At 67.9% G+C, this 12,560-nt stretch carries 11 protein-coding genes; 4 read left to right on the forward strand and 7 right to left on the reverse strand.

Going from position 1 to position 12,560, the window contains the following annotated elements:
- Nucleotides 1-35 precede the first annotated feature (35 nt).
- From TEP_RS04905 to TEP_RS04915, 3 genes are all read left to right on the forward strand, one after another.
- Nucleotides 36-242: a cold-shock protein gene (locus TEP_RS04905; protein ID WP_019183439.1), complete on the forward strand. Its 207-nt coding sequence runs from the start codon at nucleotides 36-38 to the stop codon at nucleotides 240-242.
- A gap of 274 nt (nucleotides 243-516) precedes the next feature.
- Nucleotides 517-1,785, forward strand: a complete 1,269-nt coding sequence (locus tag TEP_RS04910) for an NAD(P)/FAD-dependent oxidoreductase (protein ID WP_132824477.1) — start codon at nucleotides 517-519, stop codon at nucleotides 1,783-1,785.
- Between the two features lie 178 nt (nucleotides 1,786-1,963).
- A complete protein-coding gene (locus TEP_RS04915; RefSeq protein ID WP_105165039.1) occupies nucleotides 1,964-2,233 on the forward strand; it encodes a hypothetical protein in 270 nt (89 codons plus the stop codon).
- A 21-nt stretch (nucleotides 2,234-2,254) separates the two neighbouring features.
- On the opposite strand, the gene pdeM is transcribed toward TEP_RS04915, so the two are convergent.
- From pdeM to TEP_RS04935, 4 genes are read right to left on the reverse strand one after another with little or no spacing between them, the layout of a single operon-like run.
- Nucleotides 2,255-2,896: a ligase-associated DNA damage response endonuclease PdeM gene (gene pdeM / locus TEP_RS04920; protein WP_132824478.1), complete on the reverse strand. Its 642-nt coding sequence runs from the start codon at nucleotides 2,894-2,896 to the stop codon at nucleotides 2,255-2,257.
- Entirely contained in the window at nucleotides 2,886-5,345 is a 2,460-nt protein-coding gene (locus tag TEP_RS04925; protein ID WP_132824479.1) for a ligase-associated DNA damage response DEXH box helicase, read from the reverse strand. Before TEP_RS04925 ends, pdeM begins: the two co-directional genes overlap by 11 nt.
- Complete coding sequence (locus tag TEP_RS04930; protein ID WP_132824480.1) at nucleotides 5,342-6,949, reverse strand: ATP-dependent DNA ligase; 1,608 nt, start codon at nucleotides 6,947-6,949, stop codon at nucleotides 5,342-5,344. The genes TEP_RS04925 and TEP_RS04930 overlap by 4 nt, the downstream gene beginning before the upstream one ends.
- Nucleotides 6,946-7,944, reverse strand: coding sequence for a ligase-associated DNA damage response exonuclease (locus TEP_RS04935; protein WP_132824481.1), 999 nt, complete (start codon nucleotides 7,942-7,944; stop codon nucleotides 6,946-6,948). Before TEP_RS04935 ends, TEP_RS04930 begins: the two co-directional genes overlap by 4 nt.
- A gap of 115 nt (nucleotides 7,945-8,059) precedes the next feature.
- On the opposite strand from TEP_RS04935, the gene TEP_RS04940 reads away from it, so the two are divergent.
- Entirely contained in the window at nucleotides 8,060-9,697 is a 1,638-nt protein-coding gene (locus tag TEP_RS04940; protein WP_132824482.1) for an acyl-CoA dehydrogenase family protein, read from the forward strand.
- Between the two features lie 354 nt (nucleotides 9,698-10,051).
- On the opposite strand, the gene TEP_RS04945 is transcribed toward TEP_RS04940, so the two are convergent.
- The 3 genes from TEP_RS04945 to TEP_RS04955 all read right to left on the reverse strand — a co-directional run bounded on the left by TEP_RS04945 (nucleotide 10,052) and on the right by TEP_RS04955 (nucleotide 12,253).
- Nucleotides 10,052-10,462, reverse strand: coding sequence for a hypothetical protein (locus TEP_RS04945; RefSeq protein WP_132824483.1), 411 nt, complete (start codon nucleotides 10,460-10,462; stop codon nucleotides 10,052-10,054).
- 149 nt (nucleotides 10,463-10,611) lie between these two features.
- On the reverse strand, nucleotides 10,612-10,953 hold the full coding sequence (locus tag TEP_RS04950; protein WP_025879170.1) for a hypothetical protein: 342 nt from the start codon (nucleotides 10,951-10,953) through the stop codon (nucleotides 10,612-10,614).
- 124 nt (nucleotides 10,954-11,077) lie between these two features.
- Entirely contained in the window at nucleotides 11,078-12,253 is a 1,176-nt protein-coding gene (locus TEP_RS04955) for a thiolase family protein (RefSeq protein ID WP_132824484.1), read from the reverse strand.
- Nucleotides 12,254-12,560 lie beyond the last annotated feature (307 nt).

Here is a 12,560-nt window from a genome sequence, read left to right on the forward strand (position 1 = left end):
CACCACCCATTCATTGCATAAGGTCACGCATCACCATGCCGAACGGTACCGTCAAGTGGTTCAACGACGCCAAGGGATTTGGCTTCATCTCGCCGGAGGACGGCAGCGCCGACGTCTTCGCGCACTTCTCCGCGATCAACTCCAAGGGCTTCCGCAGTCTGCAGGAAGGCCAGAAGGTCACCTACGACGTGACCCAGGGCCCGAAGGGCGCCCAGGCCTCGAACATCGTTCCGGCCGAGTGATCCACTCGATAGTGCGTTGAAAACCCCGCTTCGGCGGGGTTTTTTTTGCTGGCCGTGAAGATGCTCCTGCGGCGGGCGCGCCAACAGAGGCCATGAAAGCTGAGCGCCGCCACCACTGCCGGCTCTCCTGCGAAGTAAAGGACGAGGCAGCCGCGCAGAGGCTGCCGGGGGACATTCGCAGGAGAGCCGGCAGTGGTGGCGGAGCCCGATGCACATCTGCTCGGAAGAGGGGGCAGCTGATGTACCGCCCCTGCGCCGATGGCACAATGCGGGCATGACGGAACGACTGCGCATCGCCGTGATTGGATACGGCACCGCTGGCCAGGCATTGGCCATCCTGCTCACCCGTGACGGCCACGAGGTGGAGATCTTCGAACGCGTGCCGACCCCCGGGCCGGTGGGTGCGGGATTCCTGCTGCAACCCAGTGGACTGCAGGTGCTGTGGCAGATGGGCCTGCTCGAGGCCGTGCGTGGCTACGCCATGCCGGTGCGACGGCTGTATGGCGATACGCCGTGCGGGCGTGCGGTGATGGACATGGGCTATGACGGTCTGGATGCGCGCCTGCACGGCATGGGCATGCAGCGCGGGGCGTTGTTCTCGGTGCTGGACCAGGCGCGTGAAGGCGCTGGCGAGCTGCACGTGGGCACGACCATTGTCGAGGTCGATCACCAGCAGGGGCGGCTGCGCGACAGCGACGGTCGCACGCACGGACCGTTCGATCTGGTGGTTGCCGCCGACGGCGCCGCCTCCACGCTGCGCAACGCCGTCGACGATGGCGCGGCGCTGGACCGGGTGTACCCGTGGGGCGCGCTGTGGTGCCTGTTGCCGGCCGAAGACTGGCCACACATGCAGCAGCTGCGGCAGCGCTACGTCGCCGCGCGCAAGATGATTGGCCTGCTGCCGGTGGGCACCCGACCCGGTGACGACACGCCTCGCCTTAGCTTTTTCTGGAGCCTGCCGCGTGCGGACTTCGACCGCTGGCAGGGCGACGGCATGGCGCCCTGGCTGGAAGAACTGCATGCGCTGTGGCCACAGGCGGGCGCGCGCTTCGCCCATCTGCGCGACGCCGGTCAATTGGCGCGCGCGGTGTACCGCGATGCCGTGATGAAGCGTTGGCATCAGGGGCGGCTGGTGCTGGCAGGCGATGCAGCACATGCGATGAGCCCACAGCTGGGACAGGGCGTGAACATGGCGCTGCTGGATGCACTGGCACTGCGCGACGCCTTGCGCACCCACGGTGGTGGTGAGCCGGCATTGCAGGCCTACCAGGCGCAACGACGTGCGCATGTGGCGGTCTATCAACGCTGGAGCCGCTGGCTGACGCCGCTGTTCCAGTCCGATCGCGATGCGTGGGCGAAGGCGCGCGATGTGCTGTTGGGACCGATGGGACGACTGCCTGGCGGGCGTGGGCACATGCTGCGCGTGCTCAGCGGCACCCAGCACGGATGGCTGGGCGCGTTGCCGCTCGATCCTGCATTCATCCAGGCGCTTGCCGCTGCGCCCCTGCCGCTACAGGGCATGGAAATGCCGGCCACCGCGTGAATCCTTTCGTTACGGCACTTAACGATTGCCTCACCCCGTATGTGCGACAAGAGATGAGCACGCGGCAGCCGCGTCGCCCGCTTTCCTTTTCGTGATCGATCATCGCGTGGCCCGGGTGGCGCCGCCGTCGTTGCCTGCTGCGGCCCGGATGCGCCGCACGATGCACCAGGAGGATGCCATGTTGTTCGCGGTCGAGAAGCTGGAATCGGAAATCTGCAAGCTGCGCGGTCTGCTGCGGATGCTGCACGAGGACCAGCCCGACGTACTGGAAGATGTGTTCGAGTTTCATGTCGGCAGTCTGATCAGCCACGCATCACCGGAAAGCCACGGCCATATCCGCGCCTGCGCGCAGGAAATGCTGATGGCGATACAGGCACTGCCGCGCCATGCCGACGAGGCGCCGCAGGATTTCAGCCTGATGCACGGAATCGCCGCCCGCCCGTCGTAATCCCGCGCAGGTCTCGACGCGTCAGCGAACCGGTAGCGGCACTACGCTGTCTTCCACACAGGCGAGCAGCTGTTCGCCCGGCGCGAGCACAGGCACCACACCGGCGGTGAATGCCGAGAATGCCGGCAGGATGGTCACGCCCTGACGCAGCCAGAACGCGGGGAAGCGCCGACGCAATGCCGGCAACGCAACCTGCGGATGCACATGGCCCGCCAGCACGTGCGCGGAGGCATCGGCCAGCGGCTCGTGCCGCAGCAGGAACGGTCCCCATCGCGCGTCCTCATGCATCTGCACCTGCAGCGCCGCCTTCGGCAGATCCCGGTCGTGATTGCCGCGCACCACGTGGATTTCCAGCGCGGCGTGATGTTCGCGCCAACCGAGCCATTGCTGATACCAGGCCGCGCGATGCGCCGGGCCGTGCAGGACGTCGCCGAGGATCCACAGTTGTCGGCACTGGTGCGTGGCCAACAGGTCCTGCAGGCGCTGCAGGTCATTGCCGGTGCCGCCCGACGGCAGGGCGATTCCCGCACGCCGGAACACGTCCGCCTTGCCCAGGTGCAGGTCGGCGATCAACAACGCGCGCTGCGCCGGCCACAGCAGCGCCCGGCCGCCGAGCAGAAGCATCGACTCACCTCCCAGCTGCAGCGGAAGATCAGCGGCCATGGCGGCGCTCCAGCTGCTGCGCGGCACGCTGCACGCGTGTGCGCCAGTCTTCATTGCTGAACTGCCCGCGCAGGCGTTCGGCCCACAAGGGAAATGCCAGCGGGGTCAGTGATGAGGGCCGCTGCAGGGACAACGAACGTGTGGCGATGCGTGCCAGCACCTGCTGCAACCCGGGCAGGTCGAGGCTGTCGTGCAGTACTTCCTGCTCGGCCAATGCCAGCAGCAGATGCTCCGGGTCGTGCTCGCGCAGCACGTCATGCAGCAGTCCGGCGGAGGCCTGCAGCTGGCGCAGCGAGCGCGGCATGCCGCCCGGCAGGCTGGGTACCAGCAGGCCCGCCACGCGCGCGATGCCGCGGAACTGGCGGCGCGCCAGTTCGCCCAGGTTCACCGCTTCGCGCAAGTCCTGCAGCAGGTCGCCAGCGTCCAGCATCGCGCGCCAGTCTGGTTCCTGCAGTTCCACCGGCGAGGCTGGCGCGAGCACCAGGCCATGGTCGTTCACTGCATAGCCGATGCTGTTGCGTTGCCGACGGGTGCAGCGCAGGGCCAGCAGCGCAGCCAGCGCTTCATGCACATGGCGGCCGGCAAAGGGATAGACGAACAGGAACTGGCCTTCGCGTCGGCGCACGTCTTCCACCAGCAGGTGGTCGGGCGATGGTGACGCAGACAGCTGCGACTGCAGTGCCAGCAGCGGCGCCAGCCACCGCGACTCCGCGCTGTGGTCGGCGCCTGACAGCACCTTCTCCAGTTCGCGGCCCAAGGGCATCGACAGTGGCAGCTGACCGCCCTGCCAGCGCGGTACCACGCCATCACCACCACCGCGCGCCACGCGCACGAACGCGGTCATGTCGCGCAGCTGCACCAGCTCCAGCAGCCGCCCTGCAAACTGGAAACGGTCGCCGCGGCGCAGGCGGCTGGCGAACTGCTCTTCCACCGCGCCCAGGCTGCCGCCACGCAGGAACTGCACGCGCACGCTGCCGTCGCTGCTGATGGTGCCGATCGACAGCCGATGGCGCAGCGCCTGGCGGCGATCGGGCATGCGGTACATGCCGTCGGCATCGCGTACCACCTTGTGGAACTCCGGGTAGCGGGACAGTGCACGTCCGCCCTGCACGATGAAATCGATCACCGCATTCCACTGTGCGTCCTCCAGCGCGGCGAAGGCATGCGTGCCCCGGACCTGTTCCAGCAGTGCATCGGCGTTGAAGCCGCCCGCCAGCGCGCGGCTGACGGCGTGCTGGGCCAATACGTCCAGCGACAAGGTGGGAGGACGTCGCGCTTCGATCACCCCGTCATGCAACGCGTGCCGGGCCGCCGCGTACTCGGCCAGTTCCAGCGCATGGCTGGGAACACACAGTACTTCGCCGCTGGCACCGGGCCGATGGCGCGCACGCCCGGCGCGCTGGCGCAGGCGCGCCACGCCCTTCGGGCTGCCCAGCTGCAGCACCTGGTCCACTTCCGGAAAGTCCACGCCCAGATCCAGGCTGGAGGTGGCCACCACGCACCGCAACGTGCCCGCGCGCAGTCCGTCTTCAACCTGTTGTCGCAGCGCAGGGTCCAACGAGCCATGGTGCAGGGCGAGCGTGCCGGCATCTTCCGGCCACACGGCTGCGAGGGCCTGGTGCCACAGTTCCGCCTGCGCACGGGTATTGGTGAAAAGCAGGCTGCTGCGTGCACGGAACAGCGCGTCGAGCACGCGCGGAAGCTGGGAAAGGCCAAGATGCCCGGCCCATGGAAAGCGTTCGCCGGGTTCGGGCAGCAGGCTGCGGATCGTCACCGGCCGCTGCCGTGCACCTTCCACGATCGTTGCCTGTGGACGGTGTGGCAGCAGTACGTCACGTGCCTGTGGCAGGTTGCCCAATGTGGCCGACAGCCCCCACAGCTGCATCGCCGGCGCTGCATCACGCAGCAGCGCCAGATTCAACTGCAGCAGCACGCCACGCTTGTTGCCCAGCAGTTCGTGCCATTCGTCCACCACCACGCAGCGCAGTTGGCGCATGCGCTCAAGGGTGTCGGGATAGCTGAGCAGCAGCGCCAGCGACTCCGGCGTGGTGACCAGCACGTCGATGCGACCTTCGCGGGCCAGGCGCCGGTCGCGGTTGCTGGCATCGCCGCTGCGCAGCCCCACGCGCCAGCCCAGGCCAAGGCCGTCGATCGGTGCCTGCAGCGCACGTGCGGTATCGCTGGCCAGCGCACGCAGTGGCGTTACCCACAGCACCTGCAAGGGGCGTACCGCGCTGGCGCGACGCGGTGCGGGGGGCGGGTCGATCATCGCCTGCAGCAAGGGGCCACCGAACATGGCAAGGGTCTTGCCGCTGCCGGTGGGCGTGTGCAGCAGGCCCGATTCGCCCGCCAGGTAATGACGCCACATCGCGCGCTGGAAGGGCAGGGGGCGCCAGCCGCGGCTGCCGAACCATGCGTGCAGGCGCTGCAGCGCATCGCTGCGCTTCATCGCGCCAGCGCCTGCAACTGGGCCAGGTGGTCGGCTTCGGCAGCCGGCTTGTCGTGGCGCCAGCGCAGGATGCGGGGAAAGCGCACGGCGATACCGGACTTGTGGCGCGCGCTGCGGTTGACTGCTTCGAAACCAAGTTCGAACACCTGTTCGGCACTTACGCTGCGCACCGGGCCGAAGCGTTCACGCGTGTGCGCGCGGATCCAGCGGTCGAGGGCGAGGATTTCCTTGTCGTCCAGACCGGAATAGGCCTTGGCTACTGGAACCAGTGTGTCGCCGTCCCAGACGCCGAAGGTGTAGTCGGTGTACAGCGTGCTGCGCCGACCATGGCCTGCCTGCGCGTACAGCAACACCGCATCGATCGTGAGCGGTTCGACCTTCCACTTCCACCAGTCGCCGCGGCGACGACCGGACTGGTAGACCGAATCACGACGCTTGAGCATCAGCCCTTCCACGCCACGCTCGCGCGATGCTTCGCGCAGCTGCGAGGCATGTTGCCAATCGTCGGCGTCTACCTCGGGCGAGAGCTGGATGCGCGGATCGCCGAGCGCGCCGACCACCTCGGCCAACTGCACGCGCCGCTGCCGCAGCGGCAATGCACGCAGGTCCTCACCGTCGCGCTCAAGCAGATCGTAGGCGAGCACGCGTACCGGCGTGTTGCGCAGGGTGGCGGCGCCGGGTTTGCGGCGCTGGATGCGGGTCTGCAGGGCGGTGAATGCTCGCGGCAGATTGTCGGCGTCGTCCCATGCCAGCAGCTCGCCATCGAGCACGCAGCCATCGGGCAGCGATGCTGCAGCCTGTTCGATCTCCGGGAAGCGACCGTCCAGCCGCTCTTCGCCGCGCGACCACAACGCCACCTCACCCTGGCGCCGCAGCAACTGCAGGCGGATGCCATCCCACTTCCATTCCAGCAGCCAGTGGCTGATGTCGCCCAGCCGCTCGGTAGGCTCGCCTTCCAGCGGCGAAGCGAGGAAGAACGGGTAGGGCTGCTGACGATCGGTCGGCAGTTCTTCGGCAGACAGCAAGGTGGTAAGCAGGCCGGGGGAGGGCACCCAGTCGCCGAGCATGCGCTGGGCGATACGGGCGATATCCAGCCCGGACCACTCGGCCAACGCCTGCTGCACCACGCGCTGCGATACGCCAACGCGCAGCGCGCCGGTCAGCAGCTTGTTGAAGACCAGGCGTTCGGCTGATGCCAGCTGTCGCCAGCCGTCGACTACGGCGGCACGACGCACCGGCTCCGGCTGGTTGGCAACGGCAAGCAGGTGGTGTTCGATCCAGTCGGCCAGAGGCCGATCCTCGGCGTCGGTGGCCGGATCATCGAGCAGCAGGGTAAGCGTTTCAGCAAGGTCGCCGACCTGCGCGTAGCTGTCCTCGACCAGCCAGGGTGGCAGGCCGGATTCGTCGGCGATCCACGCCCGCAATTCGCCGCTGCCGGCGATCTTCCGCCGCGCGCCGCCCACTTTGCCGCCGCTGAGCAGGTACAGCGCCCACGCCGCATCGTGCGGACGTGCGTGCTGGAAGTAATCGATCAACGCCGCGCGCTTGTCCAGCGTCGCCGTGCTGCGATCCAGCCGCTGGTACAGCGCGGCGAAGGCTTTCATTCCTCGGCTCCGAAATCGGTGCGGAACGCTTCGGCGGCAATGCCACGTTCGCGCAGGTAGGGAATCAGCGCATCGGTGTTGCCGTGGGTGGCGATGACCCGCTGCGCGCCGGTCTGGGTGATGGTCTGCAGCAGCGCTGGCCAATCGGCGTGGTCGGAGATCACAAAGCCACGGTCGACGTTGCGCCGGCGGCGGTTGCCGCGCAACTGCATCCAGCCCGAGGCGAAACCGAGCTGGTGACGGCCGAACCGGCGCAGCCACGGCGTGCCGGCGGCCGAAGGCGGGGCCAGGATCAGCTGGCCGGCCGCATCGGGCTGACGCCCCTGTTCGGCAACGGTGAGCGTGTCGAGCATGGGCACACCGGCCTGGCGATAGACAGCCACGCCGTTGGCAATGGCACCATGCAGCCAGGCAGGCTGGTCATCCACCGCGCGCAGCTCGGCAAGCACGCGTTGTGCCTTGCCCAGTGCATAGCAGAGCAGTACGGCCGCTTCCCCACGCTGCGCGCACTCACGACGCCAGGCGGCGATCTCGGCCGCCACGGCACGGGTATCGGGCCAGCGGTAGATCGGCAGCGCAAAGGTCGCCTCGGTGATGAAGGTATCGCAGGGCACCACTTCGAATGGCGTGCAGGTCGGATCCGGCTGGCGCTTGTAGTCGCCCGACGCCACCCAGACCTGCTCACCATCGTCGATGCGCACCTGCGACGAGCCGAGCACGTGGCCGGCCGGATGCAGCGATACCTGCACCCGGCCCAGCGCGAACGGCACGCCCTCGGCATGCGCGTGCAGCGGCACATCGCCCAGGCGCCAGCGCAGGATCGGCACGCTGCCGGTGCTGCAGTGGTACTCGCCCATGCCCGGACGGGCATGGTCGCCATGGCCATGGGTGATGACCGCGCGCGGTACCGGCCGCCAGGGATCGATATGGAAATCGCCTGCCGCGCAGTACAGCCCTTCCGGCCGCAGTACTACCAGATCGTCGTTGCCTGCCATGCCGTCACTGTGGCGGTCCGGTCGTGCACGTGGCGAGAATCGGCCTGAACGCGGGGTTGCCGGGCGATACGGCACAATCGGACCGCACACCTCTTGCCGGCGGGGAAAGGAACCGATGAGTGGACCGAGCTTCAACAGCAGCGCTCCCTACGAAACCCATGTGGTGCTCAACCAGCCACCGCCGTTCGCCGGCCGGCAGCTGTGGACCGACGACATCGCATTGATGGAGGCCGTGCAGCGCGAGGGCGCGGCGGCATTCGCACCGCGGTTGGCGGTGTACGGAGGGTTGGCTGGCGACGCGCTGTACCGGCTGGGCTTCGACGCCAACCGCGATCGCCCGCGCCTGCGCACCCATGATGCGCAGGGCCATCGTATCGACACCGTGGAGTTCCACCCGGCGTATCACCAGTTGATGCAGACGGCCAAGGAGCATGGCGTTGCCGGGCTGTCCTGGCACGAGCCACAGCCCGGCGCGCATGTCGCGCGCGCTGCGCTGAGCTACCTGCACCACCAGGCCGAGGCCGGCACCAGCTGCCCGTTGACCATGACCCATGCAGCGGTCGCCGTGCTGCGCGGGCAGCCGCATCTGGCCGAGTGGGCGCGCAAGGCTGCCGCACCGGTATACGACCCGCGCGATGTGCCAGTGGCCGACAAGGCCGGCATTACCCTGGGCATGGGCATGACCGAGAAGCAGGGCGGTTCGGATGTGCGCGCCAACACCACCCGCGCCGAACCCATCGACGGCGAGCGCTATCGGCTGATCGGCCACAAATGGTTTTTCTCCGCACCCATGTGCGATGGCTTCCTGGTACTGGCGCAGGCGCCGGCCGGATTGACCTGCCTGCTGATGCCACGGCGCCTGGCCGACGGTGATCGCAATGCATTCCGCCTGATGCGCTTGAAGGACAAGCTGGGCGACTGGGCCAACGCATCCAGCGAAGTGGAGTTCTGTGGCGCCCAGGCCTGGCGGGTGGGCGAGGAGGGACGCGGGGTGACCACCATCATCGGCATGGTGATGATGACCCGGCTGGACTGCATGCTCGGCGCTGCGGCGGAAATGCGCATGGCGCTGGCGCAGGCGCTGCACCATGCGCGGCATCGACGTACCTTCGGCAAGCCACTGATGGACCATCCGCTGATGGGCAACGTGCTGGCCGATCTCGCGCTGGAGTCGGAAGCGGCCACGGTGCTGGCGATGCGCATCGCGCGCGCAGTCGATCGCGCTGGCAGCGATCCGGCCGAGGCCGCGCTCGCGCGGCTGGGTACGGCCTTGGGCAAGTACTGGATATGCAAGCGCGCACCTGCGTTCGTCAACGAAGCGCAGGAATGCCTGGGTGGTGCCGGCTACGTGGAGGAATCGATGCTGCCGCGGCTGTACCGGCAGGCGCCGTTGAACTCGATCTGGGAAGGCAGCGGCAACATCCAGTGCCTGGATGTGCTGCGCGCGCTGGCGCGGGAGCCGGAGGTGCTGGCGGCACTGCACGGTGAACTGGAGGCGGTGGCCGATCGTGATGCGGGTTATGCGTCGGCACTGCAGCAGTGGCGCGATGCGGCGGCGCCGGAAGAGTCACAGGCACGGGTGTTCTGCGAACGCACTGCCTTGCTGCTGCAGGCGGCGCTGTTGCTGCGTGCACGCAGTCCGATGGCCGAAGCGTTCATCCGCAGCCGGCTGCATGGCGAGCACGGGTTGGCGTTCGGCACGCTGCCGGCGGGGTTGGATGTGGCGGCGATGCTGGCGCGTGCGCTTCCGTAGGTGCGGCCAACGGCGGAGCCCCTCGTGGTGGGCGCTGATGCTGATGGATGGGCCGCGCGGGTAGGTCGCGCAGGGGGCGCCGTGAATACGTCCTTGTAGGCTCGGGCGCGCCTTGCTCCTGTGCGCTGTCCTGCGCACACGGCAAGACCGGGGTTGGGCGTCCTGCCCAGCCCGCCCGAGGCATGCCTCGGGCCCATGGCGCTTGCGCCCCCTGCGCAGCCCGCCCGCGCGGCCTTGGATGGTTTCCGTGCGCGCCCAGCGCGGAATCAACAGAAGAAGCGAAAAGCAGAAAAGCCGCGGCGATGCCGCGGCTTTTCCGGTAGCGCCGGGCCATGCCCGACGAACGCGAAGACCTCAGTGCTTGGCTTCTTCCTTGGCGGCAGTGGCCTTGGCGTCTTCGGCTACATCGCGGGCCTTGTCGGCAACCTTCTGCGCGGCATCGGCGGTGGCGTCGCTGGCGTGGGCGGCGGCATCGGTGGCTGCGACCTTGGCCTTGTCGGCGGCGGTGGCGGTCGCGGCTGCGGCGCTGTCCAGTGCCTGCTGGGTATCGGCAGCAGCCTGTTCAGAAGCGGCGGCGGTCTTGTCGGCAGCGTCGCGGGTGGCGGCGGCGGCCTTGTCGACGGCATCGCGTGCGGCGACACCGGCGCTGTCGGCGGCCTGCGCGGCATCCTGCTTGGCCTGTTCGGCTTCCGGGCCCTTGCAGGCAGCCAGTGCGAGCAGCAGGGAGGCGGCCAGCAGGGTAGTGGTCAGCGGACGGATCTTCATGGCGGTCTCCGGTACTGCAATGGATGGGGACGCCAGCCTATTCATACCGTTGTGAAGACCTGGTGGTGACCTGCGCACGGAACTGCGCGCAAAGAAAAAGCCGCTGGCGAACCAGCGGCTTCTTCAGAACAGCTTGAAGAAAGAAGTTATTACTTCTTGGCTTCTTCAGCAGCGTCCTTGGCCTGCTCAGCGGTAGCTTCGGCAGCCTTGGCGGCGTCCTTGGCTTCGCCAGCAGCGGCGTCGGTGGCAGCGCCAGCAGCCTGGGCAGCGGCGTCGACCGAAGCGTCAGCAGCGGTGGCGGCGGTGTCAGCGGCCTGCTGGGCAGCGTCGGCGGTCTGGGCGCCAGCAGCGGCGGCCTGGTCGGCGGCAGCCTGGGCTTCGGTGGCGGCCTGGTTGGCCGAAGCAGCGGCGTCCTGGGCAGCTTCCTGCTTCGAGCAGGCGGCCAGGGCCAGAGCCAGGGACATCGCGACCAGCAGCTTGTTGATGCTCATTGTGTAAATCCTCGTCGTTAGAATTAGGCAACGCGCATGCTGCGCGCCGACAACATGATGACAAGCCAAGATTGGGTGTCAAGCGATCCCGCATTCATTTTTGCGAAATAGACGTTAAACCCTTTCAGATCAACTCGATGGCGATAGCCGTCGCTTCGCCGCCGCCGATGCACAGGGTGGCAATGCCGCGCTTGCCGCCGCGCGTGCGCAATGCGTTGACCAGGGTGACCACCAGGCGTGCGCCGGAGGCGCCGATCGGATGGCCCAGCGCGCAGGCACCGCCATTCACGTTGAGCTTGTCGTGCGCGATGCCCAGTTCGCGCATCGGTGCCATCGCCACCACGGCGAAGGCCTCGTTGACTTCGAACAGATCGACCTGGTCCAGCGACCAGCCGGTCTTCTCCAGCAGGGTGTGGATGGCACCGATCGGAGCGGTGGTGAACCACTCCGGCTCCTGCGAATGGGTGGCATGGCCGACGATGCGGGCCAGCGGCTGCAGGCCGCGTGCGGCAGCATCTTCTTCGGTCAGCAGGACCACGGCCGCAGCGCCGTCGGAAATGCTGGAGGAACTGGCGGCGGTCACGCTGCCGTCCTTCTTGAAGGCCGGGCGCAGGGTCGGGATCTTGGCAATGTCCGAACGGCCGGGCTGTTCGTCGCTGGCGACCTCGACTTCACCCTTGCGGGTGGCGACCTTCACCGCAACGATCTCGTCGGCGAAGGCGCCACTGGCCTGGGCTGCCTGTGCGCGCTTGACCGATTCGATGGCGTAGGCGTCCTGCTCTTCGCGGGTGAACTGGTACTTGTCCACGGCGCATTCGGCGAACTCGCCCATGGCCTTGCCGTCATAGGCATTGACCAGGCCGTCGTGGGCCATGTGGTCCACCGCCTGGAAGTTGCCGAAACGGTTGCCGGTGCGCGAATTGGGCAGCAGGTGCGGTGCGTTGGACATCGACTCCATGCCGCCGGCGACCACGACCTTGGCCGAACCGGCCTTGATCAGGTCATGCCCGAGCATGATCGCCTTCATGCCCGAACCGCAGACCTTGTTGAGGGTGGTGGCGCCGACCGACAGCGGAATACCGGCGGCGATCGCTGCCTGGCGTGCAGGGGCCTGGCCGAGATTGGCCGGCAGCACGCAGCCCATCAGGACTTCGGAGACGTCGCTGGCAGGAACGCCCGACTGTTCCAGCGCGGCGGCGATGGCGGCCGCGCCGAGGGTCGGCGTGGGAACGCCGTTGAACTGGCCGAGGAAGGAGCCGATGGCGGTGCGCTTGGCGGCGGCGATGACGATGTTGGACATGGCAATCTCGTTGATGCGTGAGCAATGTTCGGAAAGGAGACGACGGGCATTGGATACGGCGCCGTTTCCCGGCAGACTGCGTGGGGGTCGGCCCAGTATAGAGGGTCGGCGAAGACTGCCGCTGGGCAGCACTGGATGCCTGCCCGGATGGCGGCAGGCCAACGTTCATGGGAAGGAAACGATGGAACGTAAGACGATGGGAAGGTCGGTCCTGGCATCGGCGCTGGCGGTTGCGCTGTCGGCGTGTGGCGGTGGAGGCGGCGGCAGCAACGTGCGCATCGACCCGCCCCCGACCACGCCTCCAGTC

It is taken from the genome of Stenotrophomonas sp. TEPEL (assembly GCF_004348785.1).
GTDB classification, from domain to species: Bacteria; Pseudomonadota; Gammaproteobacteria; order Xanthomonadales; family Xanthomonadaceae; genus Stenotrophomonas; species Stenotrophomonas indicatrix.